This window comes from Aureibaculum flavum (assembly GCF_016406085.1).
GTDB classification, from domain to species: Bacteria; Bacteroidota; Bacteroidia; order Flavobacteriales; family Flavobacteriaceae; genus Aureibaculum; species Aureibaculum flavum.
In genome coordinates, this window is record NZ_JAEHFJ010000006.1 from 163,812 (window position 1) to 184,122 (window position 20,311).

Annotated in this window: 19 protein-coding genes; 14 read left to right on the forward strand and 5 right to left on the reverse strand. The window is 30.6% G+C overall.

Annotated elements, in window-relative coordinates:
* Positions 1–145: 145 nt before the first annotated feature.
* The gene (locus tag JBL43_RS13595) at positions 146–1,126 is read left to right on the forward strand and encodes a fasciclin domain-containing protein (RefSeq protein WP_198841960.1); all 981 of its coding nucleotides are present in this window, start codon (positions 146–148) and stop codon (positions 1,124–1,126) included.
* 81 nt (positions 1,127–1,207) lie between these two features.
* On the opposite strand, the gene JBL43_RS13600 is transcribed toward JBL43_RS13595, so the two are convergent.
* Positions 1,208–1,927, reverse strand: a complete 720-nt coding sequence (locus tag JBL43_RS13600; RefSeq protein ID WP_233098781.1) for a toxin-antitoxin system YwqK family antitoxin — start codon at positions 1,925–1,927, stop codon at positions 1,208–1,210.
* 238 nt (positions 1,928–2,165) lie between these two features.
* Between JBL43_RS13600 and JBL43_RS13605 the strand changes: the two genes are divergently transcribed.
* From JBL43_RS13605 to JBL43_RS13630, 6 genes are all read left to right on the forward strand, one after another.
* Positions 2,166–2,744, forward strand: a complete 579-nt coding sequence (locus JBL43_RS13605; RefSeq protein ID WP_198841961.1) for a hypothetical protein — start codon at positions 2,166–2,168, stop codon at positions 2,742–2,744.
* 65 nt (positions 2,745–2,809) lie between these two features.
* Positions 2,810–4,153 (forward strand): adenylosuccinate lyase, encoded by a 1,344-nt coding sequence (purB, locus tag JBL43_RS13610; protein ID WP_198841962.1) that lies wholly within the window; start codon positions 2,810–2,812, stop codon positions 4,151–4,153.
* Complete coding sequence (locus JBL43_RS13615) at positions 4,153–4,542, forward strand: hypothetical protein (RefSeq protein ID WP_198841963.1); 390 nt, start codon at positions 4,153–4,155, stop codon at positions 4,540–4,542. The genes purB and JBL43_RS13615 overlap by 1 nt, the downstream gene beginning before the upstream one ends.
* A 36-nt stretch (positions 4,543–4,578) precedes the next feature.
* Positions 4,579–5,466 carry a DUF808 domain-containing protein gene (locus JBL43_RS13620; RefSeq protein ID WP_198841964.1) on the forward strand — a complete coding sequence of 296 codons (888 nt, stop codon included), beginning with the start codon at positions 4,579–4,581 and terminating at the stop codon, positions 5,464–5,466.
* Positions 5,467–5,868: 402 nt separating this feature from the next.
* A complete protein-coding gene (locus JBL43_RS13625; protein ID WP_198841965.1) occupies positions 5,869–8,148 on the forward strand; it encodes a TonB-dependent receptor in 2,280 nt (759 codons plus the stop codon).
* A 413-nt stretch (positions 8,149–8,561) separates the two neighbouring features.
* Complete coding sequence (locus JBL43_RS13630) at positions 8,562–9,281, forward strand: 3-ketoacyl-ACP reductase (protein ID WP_198841966.1); 720 nt, start codon at positions 8,562–8,564, stop codon at positions 9,279–9,281.
* A 112-nt stretch (positions 9,282–9,393) separates the two neighbouring features.
* On the opposite strand, the gene JBL43_RS13635 is transcribed toward JBL43_RS13630, so the two are convergent.
* From JBL43_RS13635 to JBL43_RS13645, 3 genes are read right to left on the reverse strand one after another with little or no spacing between them, the layout of a single operon-like run.
* On the reverse strand, positions 9,394–10,500 hold the full coding sequence (locus tag JBL43_RS13635; RefSeq protein WP_198841967.1) for an isochorismate synthase: 1,107 nt from the start codon (positions 10,498–10,500) through the stop codon (positions 9,394–9,396).
* A gap of 1 nt (position 10,501) precedes the next feature.
* Positions 10,502–11,365, reverse strand: a complete 864-nt coding sequence (locus tag JBL43_RS13640) for an alpha/beta fold hydrolase (RefSeq protein WP_198841968.1) — start codon at positions 11,363–11,365, stop codon at positions 10,502–10,504.
* A complete protein-coding gene (locus JBL43_RS13645) occupies positions 11,365–11,784 on the reverse strand; it encodes a hotdog fold thioesterase (RefSeq protein WP_198841969.1) in 420 nt (139 codons plus the stop codon). The genes JBL43_RS13640 and JBL43_RS13645 overlap by 1 nt, the downstream gene beginning before the upstream one ends.
* 110 nt (positions 11,785–11,894) lie before the next feature.
* Here JBL43_RS13645 and JBL43_RS13650 point away from each other — a divergent pair, with 110 nt between their 5' ends.
* The 5 genes from JBL43_RS13650 to JBL43_RS13670 all read left to right on the forward strand — a co-directional run bounded on the left by JBL43_RS13650 (position 11,895) and on the right by JBL43_RS13670 (position 17,756).
* A complete protein-coding gene (locus JBL43_RS13650; RefSeq protein ID WP_198841970.1) occupies positions 11,895–12,410 on the forward strand; it encodes an IS1096 element passenger TnpR family protein in 516 nt (171 codons plus the stop codon).
* A 166-nt stretch (positions 12,411–12,576) separates the two neighbouring features.
* Positions 12,577–13,476 carry an ABC transporter ATP-binding protein gene (locus JBL43_RS13655; RefSeq protein WP_198841971.1) on the forward strand — a complete coding sequence of 300 codons (900 nt, stop codon included), beginning with the start codon at positions 12,577–12,579 and terminating at the stop codon, positions 13,474–13,476.
* Positions 13,477–13,494: 18 nt separating this feature from the next.
* Positions 13,495–14,373 (forward strand): ABC transporter permease, encoded by an 879-nt coding sequence (locus JBL43_RS13660; RefSeq protein ID WP_198841972.1) that lies wholly within the window; start codon positions 13,495–13,497, stop codon positions 14,371–14,373.
* Positions 14,374–14,982: 609 nt separating this feature from the next.
* Complete coding sequence (uvrB, locus tag JBL43_RS13665) at positions 14,983–16,971, forward strand: excinuclease ABC subunit UvrB (protein WP_138949154.1); 1,989 nt, start codon at positions 14,983–14,985, stop codon at positions 16,969–16,971.
* 176 nt (positions 16,972–17,147) lie between these two features.
* Positions 17,148–17,756 (forward strand): hypothetical protein, encoded by a 609-nt coding sequence (locus JBL43_RS13670; RefSeq protein ID WP_198841973.1) that lies wholly within the window; start codon positions 17,148–17,150, stop codon positions 17,754–17,756.
* Between the two features lie 54 nt (positions 17,757–17,810).
* On the opposite strand, the gene JBL43_RS13675 is transcribed toward JBL43_RS13670, so the two are convergent.
* Complete coding sequence (locus tag JBL43_RS13675) at positions 17,811–18,659, reverse strand: DUF4349 domain-containing protein (protein WP_198841974.1); 849 nt, start codon at positions 18,657–18,659, stop codon at positions 17,811–17,813.
* 131 nt (positions 18,660–18,790) lie between these two features.
* On the opposite strand from JBL43_RS13675, the gene JBL43_RS13680 reads away from it, so the two are divergent.
* Positions 18,791–19,678: a hypothetical protein gene (locus tag JBL43_RS13680; protein ID WP_198841975.1), complete on the forward strand. Its 888-nt coding sequence runs from the start codon at positions 18,791–18,793 to the stop codon at positions 19,676–19,678.
* A gap of 42 nt (positions 19,679–19,720) precedes the next feature.
* A complete protein-coding gene (locus JBL43_RS13685; RefSeq protein ID WP_198841976.1) occupies positions 19,721–20,200 on the forward strand; it encodes a hypothetical protein in 480 nt (159 codons plus the stop codon).
* Positions 20,201–20,311: the final 111 nt, after the last annotated feature.

The following is a 20,311-nucleotide window of genomic DNA, read 5'->3' on the forward strand; positions in this document are numbered from 1 at the left end:
CATTCATTAAGATGCACTGTAGAAATACAAATTCAATATTGCTAAAGAAATGTTAAATCTACTGTTTTGTTTAACTTTTTTACGAAATGATTAAACATTATTGAAATTTATTTATATATTTGTCAAAACTTTAAACATAAAAACGATGAAAAAACTATCAAAATTATTACCAGCATTTTTAGCCTTATTCCTAGTATTCTCATTTGTATCCTGTGATGACGATGATGATCCTAAACAACCAGAAATTAAAACCATCACTGATTTTGTACAAGCAAATGAAGCCAATTACGGACTTCTACTTGAAGCATTAACTAAAGCAGATGGAGGATTGGCAACTGTACTTGACGGTCCTGGACCTTTTACAGTTTTTGCACCAAACGATGCTGCATTTACAGCCTTTCTTTCTGCTAACGGTTTTGCAAATATTGACGCCGTACCAACTGATGTCTTATCACAGATCCTTTTAAATCATGTTGTTAGCGGAGCTGTTAAATCAACAGGTTTATCAACTGGATATATTGAAACATTATCTACATTATCTCCTGGTTCAGGAAATTTAAATATGTATGTAAATACTGAAGGTGGAGTTACTTTAAACGGCGGAGCGAAAGTTACTGCTGCTGACAATGTGTTAGAAAATGGAGTTGTTCACTTAGTAGATGAAGTTATTGGATTACCAACAATTGTAACTTTTGCTACTGCAGATGCTAATTTTTCAACTTTGGTAGCTGCCTTAACAAGAGCAGATCAACCTGATTTTGTAGCCACTTTGTCTACAGCAAATGGCACAGACCCTGCTCCATTTACAGTTTTCGCTCCAACAAACGATGCTTTTGGTAGTTTATTAACTGAGTTAAATGCTGATGGTTTGGATGATATAGATGGGCAAACATTGACAGCCGCCTTACAACACCATGTTGTAGCAGGTGCGAATGTTTTATCTTCTGCATTAACTGATAATATGACAGTTTCAACGTTAGGTGGAGACATCACCGCAAACGTTACGGGAGGTGCCACATTAACAGATGCTAATGATAGAGTAAGTAATATAGTAGCTGTAGATGTTCAAGCTGCAAACGGAGTAATACACGTAATAGATAAAGTGATATTACCACCTTTAAATTAAAATATAGTTTGGTTGGTTAGTTAGTTAGTTAGTTAAAAGGCCTTAATACAATTGTATTAAGGCCTTTTTCTATATTATAAATTAATTTTTTTCTTGTTTTATTGGACGCTCTTTCTTTTTGTTGGGTTGCTCAGTACTAATTAACTCTCCATCTACATAATTCTCCCAAGTTCCTACTTTCTTATCATCCTTGAATTCTCCTTTTGTTGTAAGTTCACCTGTTTTTCTATTATAATAAACCGCTTTTCCATTTAACAAACCATTCTTATAATTAAAGTGTTGATATAAATGTCCCTTTATAGAATACTTTCTATAGACACTATCCAATTTACCGTTTTTAAAATAGCCAACTTCTGTAGGTTTACCTGTATTATAAAACGTTTTATAGTCTCCTTCTAACTTACCATCTACATAATTTTCTTCTGACATAATTGTTTTACCATCTTCATGAAAATATTGCCACTTCCCTACTCTTTTTTTACCATCCATTTTACCACTACTTAGCAATAATCCTTCATCACTGTAAAAGCTAACATCAGCAATACCATCATTTGACTCGAATTTCTTTATTACATTCGGATAATCCGACTGAGCTGCTGAGTAATACTTAAATGTACCTACTTCTTTGCCATGTTCAAAAGTACCTCTATAACGAATTCTACTATTACTGTAATATTTTTTCCAAACTCCATGTCTGTTACCATTTTCATCTAATTGATTACTATCATCTTGTGAAAATGACAACTGAGAGCCTAAAATGGCGACTATCAAAAATATATAGGGTAGTTTAATTTTTTTCATAAACATTGATCTTTTCTATTTCGTTAAACAAATAATGTTCCAACTTTAATTTTTATAACAATTTAACGCAACATTCAATGATAAATTATAGAGATAATGAAGAATATTAATAACTGGTATACAAAAAAAAAGTTAATATTTATAATATTTTCCTTTTTTTTCTGTTAAAATACATCCAAAATGTGGAGATTAAAACAGTTTTTAATTCTTAATGTAGTATATGAACGCAGTTAAAAATATGAACAAATATTCTTTAATAAAAGAACTAAACATAATACCAAATACAAATAGAGAAAGTCTTAAGAAACTATCAAAAATTATTCTTACAGACCAGTCTTTATTTGAATCATTGGTAGAAATATCATTTGATTATGATAATGATATTTCATTAAAAGCTATAGCCACATTAGAGATCGTTGTTGAGCAACGTCTTGATTGGATAGCCTATAACTTATCCTATTTCACTAAGAACATCTCTAAGTTAACTGATGAGAATGCAATCAAATCTGTATCAAAAATATGCAGTTTAATAGCCCAAGAATATACCTCTAAATTCGATTCGCCAATTAAACTGATATTAACACATGAACAATTATCTGAAATAATTGAAACGTGTTTTGATTGGATGTTAAAAGATTATAAATCCAATACCAAAACCAATGCAATGGACACATTATTCTACATTGGTAAAAAAATTGGATGGATTCATTATGAAATGAAATTGATAATTAATAAAAACATTGCGAATGAAAGTGCCAATTATGCGTCAAAAGCTAAAAAAGTATTGGATTTAATTGAAAAAACAACCGTTGCTTAGAAAAGCTCTTAATTACTTTTCTGTTCATTAGTTTTCATTTATTTTTACAGTCTAATTTAGACTAAATGATCCTTAACGAATTAAGTGCCGTTTCACCAATTGATGGCAGATACAGAAATAAAATATCAAATTTAGCTCCTTTTTTTTCGGAAGAAGCATTAATAAAATACCGTGTTAAAGTAGAAATTGAATATTTTATCGCATTAACAGAAATACCACTTCCTCAATTAAGTGATTACGATAAAAACACAAATACAGCACTACGTGCTATTTATATAGATTTTTCAACAAAAGATGCCCAAAGTATCAAGGACATTGAAAAAGTCACCAACCATGATGTAAAGGCTGTTGAATATTTTATAAAAGAAAAATTTGACATTTTAAATTTACAGAAGTTCAAAGAGTTTATCCATTTCGGACTTACATCACAAGACATAAACAATACTGCAATTCCACTTTCTATTCATGATGCTTTTGATACCGTTTACTATCCGGATTTAGCAACATTAATTGAAAAATTAAGAATCTTATCTAATGACTGGGCAGAAATCCCCATGTTAGCACGTACACATGGCCAACCAGCATCACCAACTAGACTAGGTAAAGAGTTTATGGTTTTTGTAGAACGTATTGAACAACAAGTAAAGCAATTGCAAAACATACCGTATGCCGCTAAATTTGGTGGAGCCACAGGTAATTTTAACGCTCATAAAGTTGCTTATCCTAATATAGACTGGAAAAAATTTGGTACTAATTTCGTAGAAAACATCTTAGGATTACATCATTCTTTTCCTACCACTCAAATTGAACATTACGATCATATCGCTGGTATTTTTGATGCTTTAAAGCGAATAAACACAATAGTAATAGATTTAGATAGAGATATATGGACTTATATTTCCATGAATTATTTTAAACAAAAAATAAAAGCTGGCGAAGTGGGCTCTTCTGCAATGCCACATAAGGTAAATCCAATAGATTTTGAAAATTCGGAAGGTAATTTAGGAATGGCTAATGCTATTTTTGAGCACTTGTCTGCAAAACTTCCAATTTCTAGATTGCAACGTGATTTAACCGACTCAACAGTACTAAGAAATGTGGGCGTTCCTTTTGCTCATACATTAATTGGTTTTTCTTCTACCTTAAAAGGACTTAACAAGTTATTGTTAAATAAAGAAAAATTTGAAGAAGATTTAGAAAACAATTGGGCTGTTGTTGCAGAGGCAATTCAAACCATTTTACGTAGAGAAAGTTATCCAAATCCATATGAAGCCTTAAAAGGATTGACGAGAACTAATGCTGTGATTAACCAAAAATCAATGGCTGACTTTATTGATAGCTTAGAAGTGAATAATAGCATAAAAACAGAACTAAAAGCAATTACTCCGTCTAATTACACTGGAATATAATGCGATATTTAATTGTCATATTAACTTTTATTCTCATTTATTCTTGTGCTGAACAAGGAGATGTAGATCAATTTAAAATTGGCACATTTAAAACCCATTTAGATGAGTCAGATGCTACATCTGTCGCTTTTAGAAATGACAATATTCAAATTGAAACCTATGACAATGTAAAGGATACTTTTGCTATTAAATGGAATTCAAACTTTGAGTATGAGTTGACAAAACTAAAGCCAAAAACACAATTAGACAGCACCCCTTTTATTGTAAAAATAACAGGAATTAAAGACAATTCCTATTCATTTACTGCTCATTACAAAGGTTCTAATTTTAAACAAAAAGGAACTGCGATTAAGTTGAATAGTGAAAAGTCAGAAAAACAAGGTGATTAATAATAACAATTCTTCAATAAAACAAACTATAAAATTATGGCTACAGGATTTTTTGCCTTATTAGATGATATTGCCGCTTTGATGGATGATGTTGCTGTTATGGGCAAAATTGCGACAAAAAAAACAGCTGGCATATTAGGTGATGATTTAGCCGTTAATGCAGAAAAAGCATCAGGCTTTATGTCTTCAAGAGAAATTCCTGTATTGTGGGCCATTACAAAAGGTTCTTTTTTGAACAAACTAATTATCTTACCTATTGCATTTTTATTGAGTGCATTTTTACCTTGGGCCGTGACACTTATATTAATTTTAGGTGGTGTTTATTTAGCCTATGAAGGTGTCGAAAAAATATATGAATATTTTGTACCACACCATCATGAAGTAGCTATTATTGAAGAAAAAGAACTAACAAAAGAAGAAGTATTAGCAGTTGAAAAAACGAAAATAAGATCAGCCATTATAACTGACTTTATTTTATCTATTGAAATTGTAATTATTGCATTAGGTACAGTCCTTGACAAACCTTTGCTCACACAAATAATGGTAGTTTCGGTGGTAGCGATTATTGCAACAATAGGTGTTTATGGTATTGTAGCTTTAATTGTTAGAATGGATGACTTAGGTATGCGATTTGTAAAACTAAGTAAAGACAAAAAAAATATATCATTTTATTTTGGTAAATTTTTAATAAATGCTTTACCTATGATTATTAGAGCTTTAGGTGTTATAGGTACTATTGCATTATTATTAGTAGCTGGCGGTATCTTTGTTCATTATATAGACTTTTTTCACCATCTCTCAGAAGACTTATTATCATCTGTACCATCAATTCTAAAGGAGTTTATTTTTGGGTTACTGATTGGCTTTATAGCATTATTGATTATAAATTCTGGTAAGTTTCTTTGGAAAAAAATAAAGAAGTAAAAATCTATTTAAGATTTTAGTATCTTTGTAGCTTGAGAAAAAAGTATTCACATAAAATTCTGTCTACACTTGTAGCCATAGTTGTTCTTTTGCCCTTTGCATTTCAAACACTGCATGCTATAGAAGGTCATGAACATTATTTTTGTAATGCTAAATTAGAAAAACACTTCCATAAAAAGCAAATTGATTGTCATTTTTACCATTTAAAAATCACCTACAATTCATTTGATTTTAATAGCAGTTTTACTTTCTATAAACCGCACTCTTATTTTCAACTTTTTGATTCGTACAGTCAAACTTACTTTTATTCATTTGAGAGTACAAAATCTTCAAGAGCACCCCCTTCTATTATTGCTTAATTAGTTTTTTATCAACGCATTAACAATAATAAAATTTACAAAAATGAAAATTTATTTATCTATACTTATGGTATGGTGTGGCCTTGTATTACATGCTCAACACACGCTTTCAGGAAAAATTATTGACACCAACAACCAGCCTCTTATTGAAGCCGATGTTTATGCTCCAGATTTGCATAAAGGCACAATAACAGATATGGACGGTAATTATATCTTAAAAAATTTACCAAAAGGTACTTTAACAATTGTTATCGGTTATGTCGGATATAATTCAAAATCCGTAACCGTTGAAATTACTGAAGAAAGTACAGTATTAGATGTAACCTTAGAAGAATCTGTCTTTAATATGGACGAAATTATATTATCTACTCCATTTAACAAATTGCAAAGCGAAAATGTAATGAAGGTAGAACACAAAACGGTTCAACAACTACAACGCTCGGGAGCAGTAAGTCTAATTGAGGGTATTTCTAACGTTGCTGGTGTTTCTCAAATATCAACAGGGATGGGTATTGGAAAACCTGTAATTAGAGGTTTAAGCGGTAATAGAGTATTGGTTTATTCGCAAGGGGTGCGTTTAGAAAACCAACAGTTTGGAGATGAACACGGGCTTGGATTAAATGATAACGGTGTTGAAAGTGTAGAAATTATTAAAGGTCCAGCTTCCCTTTTATACGGATCTGATGCTTTAGGGGGAGTCTTGTATTTTAATCCTGAAAAGTATGCTAATGCGAATATTACTACTGCCACCATTAGTCAAAAATATTTTACCAATACTATGGGAAGTAATACTTCATTTAATTTTAAATCTTCTTCTGAAAATATAAAATTTATAGCGTCTATGGGCTATAACTCTCATCACGATTATAAAATACCAGACGGAACGCATGTTACCAATTCTCGATTTAATGAGTTTGACGTTAAATCTGCATTAGGCTTCGAGTTGAAAAATTTCAGTTCTGACAATCGTTTTAATTTAACCTCATCAAACATCGGTATCGCTGAAGAAATTGGTGTACAAAACGCTAATATTATTCCACAAAATCCATATCAAAAAATTGATAATTATATTGTAAGCTCACACAATCATGTCTATTTTAATGATTCTAATTTGGATATTCATTTGGGGTATACCGCAAATAATCGAAGAGAATTTGAAGATGAGCATGAACATGAAGAAGAACACGAGGAAGAAGAGCATGAAGAAGAGCATGAAGAAGAGCATGAAGAACATTTAGAACCTTCATTACAAATGAAGCTTAAAACGTTTACTTATGATGTGCAATATCATTTACCCACAATTGGTCAGTTCGAGAGTATTTTAGGTGTACAAGGTTTAACACAAAGCAATACTAATTTTGGAGAAGAGCTATTAATACCTGATGCTAACATGAATGACTTGGGTGTATTTGCTATGGTAAATACAAAATGGGATACCCATTTTTTACAAGGAGGTATTCGCTTTGACACAAGAAATATTAATACAGAAAAACATATTGTAGAAAATGAGGGAGATGAACATATATTTGATGCCATTGATAATTCATACAACAGTTTCACTGCTTCTTTAGGTTATAAAACTACATTATTTGATAAGGTAGAGACGCGATTAAATTTAGCTACAGGTTTTCGTGCTCCTAATTTAGCAGAGTTGACTTCAAATGGTGTACATCATGGTACTAATAGATATGAAATAGGAAATTCTGATTTAAATAACGAACAAAATTATCAAATAGATTTAGCTTTTGAATATAAAAACGAACACATTGAATTTTTTGCCAATGGTTTCTTAAATGTGATTAAGAATTATATATTTTTAACTCCTACAGGAACAACTATTGAAGATATTGACGCCTATACCTACATACAAGATGACTCGAAGTTGTATGGTAGTGAATTTGGTTTCCACTTACACCCTCACCCTTTGGATTGGTTGCATTTAGAAAGTAGTTTTGAAATGGTTATTGGAAAACAAGACAATGGAGATTACTTACCACTAATACCAGCAAATCAGTTTAATAATACCTTACGCGGTGAGTTTAATATTAAAAATTGGATCTCTAATGGTTATGCATCCATAAAATTGGAAAGTGTATTAAACCAAAACAACGTGGGACTGTTTGAAACAAAATCTGATGGCTACCAATTATTACATTTAGGTCTTGGTGGAGATATAAAAATTAACAACACTAAGTTTAACCTCAGCTTTACACTTAACAACGCCTTAGATACAGAGTATATTTCGCATTTATCACGTTTAAAAAGTGAAGGCATTTATAATATTGGAAGAACAGCAATGTTGGGCTTAAAATTTAATATTTAGTCTGAAAAACTATCGTAATTTTATTATTTTCAATTCTTAATAAAATTACGATAGTTTCATAAATACATTGACAATAACAACAATCAGTGTATTATTTAAGAATTATGAAGTGATATGAACTATCATAAAACTTAATGAGAAAGGTACATTACTCATTTCAATAAAATAATAGTTTTGATTGGGTAATTTGTATGAATTAACATCAAGGTCGTAAGCTAAATTTTAGAATTTATATAATTCATTTTCAACTTCATTTTATATCTTCGTGGTCGTTCAATTCGCTTTAGTATTATAGATAAAATAAAAACGTTGCGTTAAAAAAATAACGCGAAAATCATGTCTTTTAACATATTGCTACTATTGGATAAAACGGTTACAATCAATTATTATAAATACTTATTCTATAAACTCATATGAAAGATTTAAAAAATAAAAAAGCAATAATTACCGGTGGTGGAAGAGGACTCGGAAAAGCTACAGCTATTGCGTTTGCTAAAGAAGGTATAGACGTTGCTATAACTGGAAGAAATGAAGCTATTTTAAAAGAAACCGTTTCTGAATTAGAAGCTTTTGGCATTAAAGCAATTTATTCCGTATTTGATGTAAGCAACTATGAAGAAGTCAAGCAAAGTATTAAAACTATCATAAAAACCTTAGGTTCAGTTGATATTTTAGTAAATAATGCAGGAATTGCAGCATTCGGCACTTTTAATGAAATGGAAGTTAGCCAATGGAGCCAAATTATTCAAACTAATGTGATGGGAATGTATTATGTGACTAAAGAAATTTTACCTCATTTAATAGCAAAAAATGAAGGTGATATTATTAATGTTTCGTCTACAGCTGGATTAAATGGAAATGCAAGTACATCAGCTTATTCCGCTTCAAAATTTGCCGTTATTGGAATGTCAGAATCCTTAATGAAAGAAGTTCGTAAAAATAATATTAGAGTTTGTACACTAACCCCAAGTACTATAGCATCTGATATGTCAATTGAACTAGGTATTGCCACCAAAGATTCTCAAGATAGTGTTTTACAACCTGAAGATTTTGCAGAATTAATAGTTGCAGGATTAAAACTACCAAGAAGAGCTATGCTTAAAAGTGCAGCCCTATGGTCTACAAATCCTTAATTCAATTAAAAGTACACTAATTTTACAATCCGTGCACTTTGAAAGCGACCATAAAAGATAAAAATTCTTAGAACGATATACAAATAGTGACCGAGCTAAATATAAAGTGAAATTATAATACTTTTAACATTACTTTACTTTTAGCTACGGTTTCTTCCCACTCATTTTCAGGGTTACTATCATTTGTAATACCGCCACCAATATAAATTTCAATAGTATTTTTTATAAGTTGCATACATCTTAAATTAACATATAGATTTGAAGTTCCTGCTAAGTTTAATTCTCCTAAAAATCCGGTATAAAACTCCCGATTATAATTTTCATTTTGTAAAATAAAGTCTTTCGCTTCTTGCTTAGGTACTCCGCACACAGCTGGTGTTGGATGTAATAAATTAATTATATTTTTTAATGTTAGTTCTGGTGATAATTCTCCTGAAATATCAGTGCGGAGATGTAGTAAATTTCCAGCTTTTGTAGTATAAGGTTTAGAGACCCTAAAATCATTCAGTACTCCACTTTTCTCGAACTGTTCTAATATAAAGTCTGTAACATGTTTTTGTTCAGTTATCTCTTTTGCTTCCCATTTAACATCATTGTAATCAGAATCGTCAATAGAGGAATTCTTGTTTTCAATATAAACCTGAGTACCCGCCAATGCCATTGTGGCAAACGTGTTTTTATGAACCTTTAACAAAGTTTCAGGCGTTGCTCCTAACCACAACCCCACTTTAGGATGAAACCAACAATATACTAATGCATTATTATAACTTCCAAGTAGTTTTTTAAAGGTTTCAACTAAGTTAAATTCTGTTGCAGGAATAGCCTGCTTTCTAGAGAGTACAACTTTTTTATAATTATTCTTTTCTAAAAATTTAATTCCATCTTCCACTAATACTATATGACTCGCTTTTGAACTTTCTAAATTAGATACCAATGACAAATCCTTTTGGTTATCTTTAAAAAACGTATTGATAAATTTAGCAGTATATAGTTGAGATTCTGATATTGGAAATAAAATAGAAGGTAAAGCAGTGTCAAAAGGTGCAAAAACGAACCCAGAATCTAAATAGTCTTTGGTATTATAAAGGTCATTATTTGTTTGAAAAAAACCTTTAACAAAATCACTATCAGGCTGCCTATATACAACAAAAGGTTTTTTAGTTTCAAAAGCTTGTTGAACCTTTGCGAAAAGTTCATTTATAGATTTATTTTCAAACATTCTATTTAAGTGTTTTTAAAATTTCACTTTTTATCACGTCAAAATTTGACCAAACTAATTCATGGCCAACACCTTTAAGGGTGATCATTTTAAATTTATCTGCATCAATTTTCTGTTGTAAAAATATTGAATTCTTATAGGGTACAATCCAATCAGCATCACCTTGAATATTTACAATTGGTGAAGGACTTTTATTCCATAATTCCGCATACTTGGGCAAATCGGATAGGTGTGAATATTTTTCTTTCGCTGCCGCTTGTACTTTTTTAGGCAGTATCCATCGTGTTAATTTCCAATCATATATTTTTAATCCCCAAAACATAGGTTCTAAATCAGCATTTACAGCACTAGCCAAAGATACTTTATACTTGTAATTTTTGGGTGAAGCTAATACTATTGGACCCCCATAAGAATAGCCTATTAACACAATTTTTTCTGCAGGAATACCATTAGTAACGGCATCTAAAAGACCCAATTCAAAAGCTATAGATCCTTGAACATTACCCGTATGTTCCATACCATATCCTACCCTATCATAACTTAGTAAATTTGCCCTTACATTTAAAGTGCTATCCGTTAAATACCTTTTATAGTCTAAAAAATCTCCAGGAGAGCCATGTACAAAAACTAATGTTAACAAACTGGTATCAATTTTTTGCTGCATTTCCGCCACACGATATTCAAACCCATTATACGTTTTGTGTATGATTTTAGGATATAAACCATTTATAGATAATTCCGTTAAGGCTTTTTTATCAGATGTTGGACTTAAAAAAATATGAGCGGCAATCACTAAACCAATAAAAAACACCAAAAGAAAAATCCCGATAATTTTTAAAATCTTCTTTATTCTTTTCGGCATCATTATCCTTTTCTATTCAGAACAATTACAGTAAGCTTACAAATAGAAATCAATTTTTCTTGTTCATCAACAATCCTAATTTCCCATAATTGTGTTGTTCTACCTTTATGGATAGGTTTTGCTATAGCGGTAACTACACCTTCTCTTATGCCACGAATATGATTTGCTGTGATTTCCAATCCACGTATTTCTTGTGTATTGATATCAATAGAAAAATGAGCTGCTGTACTACCAACACTTTCCGCTAAGGCCACTGAAGCACCACCATGCAACAAGCCTGCTGGTTGATGCACTCGGGCATTAACAGGCATCGTTGCCACTAGATAATTCTCGCCAATATCAGTATACACAATATTCAACGTTGCCATCAAAGTATTCTCTGTACGCCTATTTAGTTCTTCTAATAATGCTTCTTTATCCATAAAACAGTTCTATTTGCTGTAAAAGTAATGAAAAGACTATAAAAGAAAAAGTTACTTTCAGTTCTTATTATTTATAACAAATACATAACTTTGCCCCAGACTATAATGCTATGATATATAAAATAAGATTGATATTAGATACTAAAGAAGATGTTGTAAGAGATATAGCTATTGATTTTAACGATTCATTAGAAGACTTGCATAATACAATAACCAATGCCTTTGGTTTTGATGGTACAGAAATGGCTGCTTTTTATCTAACAGATGGTGATTGGAACCAAGGTGAAGAAATTCCTTTGTTTGATATGAACGAAACGGAAGCTAATATTTCTATGCAAGGTTTTATTCTTAGAGATATTTTAACTGAGGATAAGGGCAAACTACTTTATGTCTATGATTTCTTTTCAATGTGGACATTCTATGTTGAGTTGATTAGTATTGAAGAAAAAACGCCTCAAGTTGAATTACCAAGTATATTACTTTCAGTGGGATTGGTACCAAGCGAAGCTCCAGATAAGGAATTTATCAGTGAGGATAGTTCTAATGGTGATGATGACGATGATTTCGATGCTATGGAAAATTTTGATGATTTTGACTTCGACAACTTCGATGAGTTGATGAATTAAAAAAGTTCGTACTCCTCTGTGTAAAGGCAATACCCTGAAACCTTAATTCAATTTTTGAGATTAAAAATTATTGATTAGATTAACTACATAAAGTAGAAAAACTTTTTTTTCTGTTACGAAATTCAATTTCGTTCGTCTTATTTAATGTAATCAAACAATCACAATCTTGGAAACCATCTTATCCCTCAGAAATTTAGATAAAAAATTTGGAAGTGTACATGCGGTAAATAACTTATCCTTTGATATTGAAAAAGGTAATGTTTATGGTATTTTAGGTCCAAATGGTAGTGGAAAATCTACTACTTTAGGAATCATCTTAAATGTTGTCAATAAAACCTCTGGAGAATTCAGTTGGTTTGACGGAAATATTTCTACACATGAAGCATTAAAAAAAGTTGGAGCAATTATAGAGCGTCCTAATTTCTATCCGTACATGACCGCGGTTCAAAATTTAAAACTTATTTGTAAAATCAAAGGCGTTTCTTATGATAAGATTGATGAAAAACTAAAAGTTGTTAATTTATTTGAGCGTAGAGATAGTAAGTTTAAAACCTATTCTTTAGGTATGAAACAACGATTGGCTATTGCTTCTGCCCTATTGAACGACCCCGAAATTTTAATTCTAGATGAACCTACCAACGGACTCGATCCACAAGGAATTCATGAAATTCGTAAAATTATTAAAGACATTGCCAGTAATGGTACTACAATTCTTTTAGCATCTCACTTATTAGATGAAGTAGAAAAAGTATGTTCGCATGTGGTTGTGATCCGTAATGGTGTTAAACTTTATTCTGGAGCTGTTGATGGTATTACCGCTACCAATGGCTATTTTGAATTAAATACAGAGTCCGATTCTGAAAAACTTAAGGAATTATTAGTAAAGCATCCCGCAATTGCTAACGTAAAAGAAGAAGAAGGAAAATTTATAGCCTCCTTGGAAAATGAATTGTCAGCATCTGAAATCAATACTTATTTATTTAAAAACGGAATAACACTATCGCATTTAGTGAAACGAATGCCAAGTTTAGAGCAACAGTTTTTAACCCTTACCAACAACAACTAACCTACAAGCTACCACAAAATGTTACGACTTTTAAACATAGAATTCCACAAACTAAAACACAACAGAGCTAGTAGAGTACTTACTATCATCTACTTTGCATTACTAACATCAATTGCTTTGATTGCAGCGATAAAATTTGATGTTGGTGTCATAAAATTCCATTTAGCCGATCAAGGTATTTTTAACTTTCCTTATATATGGCATTTCAACACTTATATGGCTTCCATCTTTAAGTTCTTTTTACTTTTGGTAATTGTCTCTATGATGGCTAATGAGTATAGTAATAAAACATTAAAACAAAACTTAATTGATGGTTTAAGTAAAAAGGAATTTATTCTTTCAAAATTTTATACTGTAATTGTTTTTGCCGCAATTTCTACATTTTTTGTATTTGTAGTTTCTATGATTTTAGGGCTAATTTATTCAGATTTTAATGAGCTGAGTATAATTTTTTCTGATCTAGGCTACCTATTGGCCTTCTTTATAAAATTAACTGCGTTCTTTTCGTTTGGTCTTTTTATGGGGATTTTAGTGAAACGATCGGCCTTTGCGGTTGGAGGTATTCTCGTATGGTTTTTTATAGAAAATATTTTTAAGGGATTTCTATATTGGAAATTTAATTCTGATAAATTCGCTTCAAATGATACTGTTAGTAGCGATTCATTATCTTCCATTGGGGTAAATGATATTATGCAGTTTTTTCCTTTAGAGTCCATGGCAAACTTGATCAAACAACCTTTTACAAAATTAAATGCCATACAAACAGCCGGGAAACAATTAGGACAAGATTTTGCTTTTGATGTTAGTGTACATTGGTATCAAATTGCAATTGCTACTGTTTGGATATTTATCTTTATTTATGCTTCTTACGCCTTATTAAAGAAAAGAGATTTATAGAACGCAATTTTTTATCCCAAAACATTTTAAAGGTTTCGTTGCTCTTTTAAATAACGAGCAAAAAAAAATGGGTATTGTTTATGAACCAATACCCATTATTTAACTAACTAACTAACTAACTAACTCAAATAATATACTACAAATTTAAGGTAGAATTTTTTGATTAATGTTAAATTACTATTAAACAATTTGCAATTAATGTTAATAATTGTTAAAATTTTAAGATTTAAATTGAATTATATGGAAATTAATTATTTTCAATTAGAAGGGTCGAAATCTAAAATAGAAGTTTTCTAGAAAATTGTTTATTTAAAAAAAAGTATTTCAGTTCTATTCAAAAAAAAATGGGCATTGTTTATGAACCAACACCCATTATTTAACTAACTAACTCAAATAATATACCGCAAATTTAAGGTGGAATTCATCGTTTAATGTTAAATTAATATTAAACAATTTATGCTTTGTGTTAAATAATGTTAACGATAACGTTATCGTATTTCTTTATCTCTTTTTCATCGAATTATATACTAAATTATGAATTCATATTAGTTCATACTTAAAGCGTTTATCATATGCTATTAATACAAATTAGTTCATTATTTTTGTAGGATGCAATTCGACTTAAAATCAGAATTTAAACCTACAGGTGATCAACCTGAAGCCATTAGACAACTTACGGAAGCTATTGCTTCAGGAGAAAACTATCAAACATTGTTAGGTGTTACGGGTTCTGGTAAAACTTTTACAGTAGCCAATGTTGTTAATAACATTCAACGACCTACGTTGGTATTGGCTCATAATAAAACCTTAGCGGCACAATTGTATTCTGAGTTTAAGCATTTTTTTCCTAATAATGCGGTAGAATATTTTGTATCCTATTATGACTATTATCAACCTGAAGCCTATATTCCTTCAAGCGGATTGTATATTGAAAAAGATCTATCCATAAATGATGATATTGAACGACTTCGATTAAGCACAACATCTTCGTTATTATCTGGTCGTAGAGATGTGTTAGTAGTGGCCTCAGTTTCTTGTTTATATGGTATCGGTAATCCCGTTGAATTTAAAAAGAATGTCATTCATATTGAGGTAGATCAAAAGATTCCTCGTACCAAGTTTTTACATCAATTGGTTACCAGCTTATATTCTAGAACAGAATTTGAGGTAAAAAGCGGAACCTTTAAAGTAAAAGGAGACACAATAACTATTTTCCCTTCCTATGGTGATTATGGCTATCGTGTTCATTTCTTTGGTGATGAAATTGAAGAAATGGAAAGTTTTGATATTGTCAACAATCAAATCATTGAAAAATTTGAAAAATTAACTATATATCCGGCCAATTTATTTGTCACTTCTCCAGATGTATTGCAAAATGCAATTCATGCCATACAAGAAGACATGGTTAAGCAGGTTGATTACTTTAAAGAAATAGGCAAACATCTTGAAGCAAAACGTTTAAAGGAACGTACCGAGTTTGATTTAGAAATGATTCGCGAATTAGGGTATTGTAGTGGAATAGAAAATTACTCGCGTTACCTTGACGGAAGACAACCAGGTACACGGCCTTTCTGTTTATTAGATTATTTTCCTGAGGACTATTTAATGGTGATTGATGAAAGTCATGTTACCATACCGCAAACCCATGCCATGTATGGAGGCGACCGTTCTCGAAAAGAAAATTTAGTAGAATACGGATTTCGATTACCCGCTGCTATGGATAACCGTCCTCTAAAATTTGAAGAATTTGAGGAAATTCAGAATCAGGTAATTTATGTGAGTGCCACACCTGCAGATTATGAATTACAAAAAACAGAAGGTGTTTTTGTCGAACAGATTATCCGTCCAACCGGTTTATTAGACCCTGAAATTGAAATCAGACCTAGTTTAAATCAGATTGATGACTTAATAGAAGAAATTCAATTACGTGTAGAAAGAGACGAGCGGACTTTAGTTACTACATTAACGAAGAGAATGGCAGAAGAACTAACCAAATATTTAAGTAGAATTAACATCCGATGTCGCTATATACATAGTGATGTAGATACGTTGGAACGCGTTGAAATCATGCAACACCTTCGTAAAGGCCTGTTTGATGTATTAGTTGGTGTAAACCTATTAAGAGAAGGATTAGATTTACCTGAAGTCTCATTAGTTGCTATTTTAGATGCCGATAAAGAAGGTTTTTTACGTAGCCAACGCTCTTTAACCCAAACAGTTGGTAGAGCTGCAAGAAACATTAATGGTAGAGCTATTATGTATGCCGATAAAATTACCAACAGCATGCAGTTAACCATTGACGCAACTAATGGACGGCGTGAAAAACAAATTGCATACAATACAAAACATAACATTACCCCAACTCAAATTAAAAAGAGTTTAGACGATAGTTTAAGTAAAAATAATATTAGTTCTTTTCATTATGATGCCGCTGCAACTAAAGCTGCTGAAGAGGATTTAGAATATTTACCAAAACCTGAAATTGAAAAACGCATTAGAGATCGTCAAAAAATGATGGAAAAAGCTGCGAAAGCATTAGACTTTTTAGTTGCCGCTCAATTAAGAGATGAGATTAAGGTGTTGAAAGAGCAGTTGTAAACTTAATCTGTTATATTCACCTTTTATAACATAGATACATATTGAAAAATATATTAAAATATACTCTTTTAGCCTCGATATTGATCAATGCTATCTTAGCTTACCAAATTTTTAAATCAGATCGTCTGGATCGAACACCTCCTTGGCATCCTTTTGTACTTAATTCCCAATTAAATTTGAAATCAATAGTTAAAGATGGATATCGTTTTACAAGTATGCCTTGTGGTCAAGTACAATTTACTAAACAAATCGCAGATACATTAATACAATATGAAGTCACAATAGATTGTAATAAATATGATGGTAAATATCAGCCATTATCAGAAGGTAATGAAGAACAAGTAGTTCTTATGGATAATCAAAATAACAACAAAATTCATTCTGAAAAGCAATCAAAAAAACTGGAAGACGAGATTACAAATAATAAGTTTTACCCATGGAAATTTGATAATATTAAAGATTGTTATCAAAACATTAGTTGGAGAGTTTTCAATATTTCATTGGGATCTGCCATTGACAGTTCCTTTATTAGAACTTACGTACATAAGAAAGGAGGGGATATTATAGAATCCACAGAAAATTGGGATACCAAAACAGGTGGTAATTTCATGGTAAGCCATAATGAATCTAGTCTATATTTCTTCTGTACTTTGATTAACGATAACAATCAAAAGGAAGAAAAATGGGAATTTAGAATCATTAGAACTATTCCTAAACTCGATCAAAAATTATTTATAAAAGAAAAAGAGTGGCAAAATAAAAGAACTGAATACTATCAACAATAAATAACCCACTAAAATTAATAATTAGTGGGTTAAATTTTCAACAATTATTACCTCCTATTTTATCATTCTCCTCTTTACAAAGTAGGTAACTACCCCTCCAATAATTAGTAAAGGCCAAAGATAAACAACACCTAAAATTATTTGTTTAATTAAATTCCATCCAAAAGAAAAACCTTCCTTTATCTCTGAGAAAAAACTACGACTGAAAGAATTTGGCTGTTCTTTATAATCTACTGTTTCATAAATGCTTAATTCAACTGTGCTAAAAGTAACTTTATTCGACAGATATTTTAGTCTTCCCTGAGCTGCTTCAATTTCTTCTTGTATTGCACCTAGTTTTGCTTCAGTTGCTAAAATATCCTCTACATTTTTAGCATTCTTTCGAAGTATGGTTTCATAACGTTCTTTAACTTCTAACTTAGTCTTTAAACGAGATTGAATATCTATATATTCCTCTGTAATGTCTTGAGTAGTGATATTTTCAAAATCAATAAACTCTGCTATAATACTCAATGAATCAATTAAAGTTGTAAAATTATGGTTTGGTACTTTAATAATTAGCCTATTCTCTTTCTGAGATAAATCGTTTTGAGATCTTTGCTCTGATATATAGCCTTGAAATTGATTTATGAGCACATTCACCTCTTTTGAAGCTTTCTTTAATTGTTTAACTTTATAACGTAATGATGCCGATTTTATAATTTTCAAATTATCAGGTAGCTTTGTAATATTGGGGGTTTCAATTTCATTTTGCTCTTCAGAAACAGCATCATACTCACTTGAAATACTAACATTTTCGACAGCTAACTTTTCCCGGTGTCCATTATTACATGATATTAAAATAATACCTAAGATGTTAAGCACTATAATTTTTGATACGAAATTCATTCCTTTTGTGTTCATAATTATCTATTTTTAAATTTTCTTGGAACAAACGTATACCAATGGACAAAAAATGCCTTGCAAAACACTTGTAAACCCATTGTAATCCATTTTACAATTATTAATCATTTACTATTTAGCATTTTACATAGTTGAACCCAACAGATAAATATCATTTTAATCAATTAAAAAAGGCAATCACATTGTCTTATTTTAAAGAAAATGTCGCATCTGAGTCCATAGAAAACTGGAAAGGAGAAGAAATTTCAGCTTTTCAAGAAGATTTATTACAAAAACAAAAATCAAGTATCAGTGAAAAATGGTTTTATACGTACATAAAAAAAGAAGCAGATAAATTACCTCGAATAGATATTTTAAATCTTTTGAGTGCTTATGCTGGGTATCAAAATTGGCATACTTTAAAAACAACATTTCCTGACAGCACCATTAAAGTTTCTAAATGGAATAACAAATTTTATTTTTTATTACTTTTTCCAATACTCGCATTAGTATTTTATTTTACAAATAAAAAAAATGAGTTTCAATTTTGCTTTATTGATCAAGATAAAAACGAAAGTGTAACTTCTGTTTTAGATATTAAAATAATTCATGATTTTGAATCGCCTATTTATTTAAAAACGGATAGTTTAGGTTGCTTCACCTATAAAACGAAGGAAAAGAATATTCGATTTGTAGTTCAATCACCTTACTTTAAAACAGATACTGTTTACAGAAACATAACAACACAAGCTAATAATACTATAAATTTAAATACGGATGACTATGCTTTAATGCTACAATATTATGCAAATGGGAATGTGCAAGATTTAAAAAACAGAAAAAAACAATTGCAAAATCTAATAGCGGACGATGCACAGATTTATCAAGTTTTTTCACAAAACAATGGTGTGGAAATTTATGCTAAAGAAGATTTTATAAACAAACTAATAGTACCAACGAGTAGTTTAAAGAAACTAAAGGTACTAAGTAAAACATATATAGATGGTAAAATCATTAAACTTAAATTCATTATCAGATAATTATAAATAAACGCATACAACACTAAAAGGTAAATCCTTAAAATGAAAAGAATTTCAATCTACATAGTCTTATTTTTAATTGCTTCTTGCTCAAAGGCTCCGAAGGATACTAACATTATGAATAATGATTCTTCAATAAAGAAATATTACGAAGTAGATACAGAAGATTTTCAATATCAAAACATGAGCAAACAAAAGTTACAAGATTTGTTTGATTTATTGGTTTTACAAAAAGAATATCCAGAATTTAATCAGGACATTACTGATCAGCTTAATGAAATCTATGATGGTGAAATTTCAATTTCTGATAAAATTAAAGATATTGCTATCAAAAGTATAAAAGTAATTGAACCAATAAAAAAGCTTTCTGATTCATTACAATCATTAAAAATTTGTTTTGAAGTACAATCCAATCTTGGAATAACAAATGATTCTCTCTTGGTTATTATTAAGACAAAAAAAATAGTATTGGATGATCAAGACCTGGAATCAAAGAAATTAATGTTTAAAAAAATAAACTAAAATTTCGATATCGTATTGGTTATCCTTATAAAAGGCCCTATAAATTATTGAATAACTATCCAAAAGTTTAAATAATCATCTATTGAAAAAATCATTTTCTAACTAAAAAAC

Coding starts and splice junctions, on each gene's coding strand:
- purB (WP_198841962.1), top strand. CDS start 2,810: ATGATCCTTAACGAATTAAGTGCCGTTTCACCAATTGATGGCAGATAC.
- JBL43_RS13675 (WP_198841974.1), bottom strand. CDS start 18,659: ATGAACACAAAAGGAATGAATTTCGTATCAAAAATTATAGTGCTTAAC.
- JBL43_RS13685 (WP_198841976.1), top strand. CDS start 19,721: ATGAAAAGAATTTCAATCTACATAGTCTTATTTTTAATTGCTTCTTGC.
- JBL43_RS13620 (WP_198841964.1), top strand. CDS start 4,579: ATGGCTACAGGATTTTTTGCCTTATTAGATGATATTGCCGCTTTGATG.
- JBL43_RS13600 (WP_233098781.1), bottom strand. CDS start 1,927: ATGAAAAAAATTAAACTACCCTATATATTTTTGATAGTCGCCATTTTA.
- uvrB (WP_138949154.1), top strand. CDS start 14,983: ATGCAATTCGACTTAAAATCAGAATTTAAACCTACAGGTGATCAACCT.
- JBL43_RS13640 (WP_198841968.1), bottom strand. CDS start 11,365: ATGATGCCGAAAAGAATAAAGAAGATTTTAAAAATTATCGGGATTTTT.
- JBL43_RS13605 (WP_198841961.1), top strand. CDS start 2,166: ATGAACAAATATTCTTTAATAAAAGAACTAAACATAATACCAAATACA.
- JBL43_RS13630 (WP_198841966.1), top strand. CDS start 8,562: ATGAAAGATTTAAAAAATAAAAAAGCAATAATTACCGGTGGTGGAAGA.
- JBL43_RS13615 (WP_198841963.1), top strand. CDS start 4,153: ATGCGATATTTAATTGTCATATTAACTTTTATTCTCATTTATTCTTGT.
- JBL43_RS13635 (WP_198841967.1), bottom strand. CDS start 10,500: ATGTTTGAAAATAAATCTATAAATGAACTTTTCGCAAAGGTTCAACAA.
- JBL43_RS13625 (WP_198841965.1), top strand. CDS start 5,869: ATGAAAATTTATTTATCTATACTTATGGTATGGTGTGGCCTTGTATTA.
- JBL43_RS13660 (WP_198841972.1), top strand. CDS start 13,495: ATGTTACGACTTTTAAACATAGAATTCCACAAACTAAAACACAACAGA.
- JBL43_RS13650 (WP_198841970.1), top strand. CDS start 11,895: ATGATATATAAAATAAGATTGATATTAGATACTAAAGAAGATGTTGTA.
- JBL43_RS13595 (WP_198841960.1), top strand. CDS start 146: ATGAAAAAACTATCAAAATTATTACCAGCATTTTTAGCCTTATTCCTA.
- JBL43_RS13645 (WP_198841969.1), bottom strand. CDS start 11,784: ATGGATAAAGAAGCATTATTAGAAGAACTAAATAGGCGTACAGAGAAT.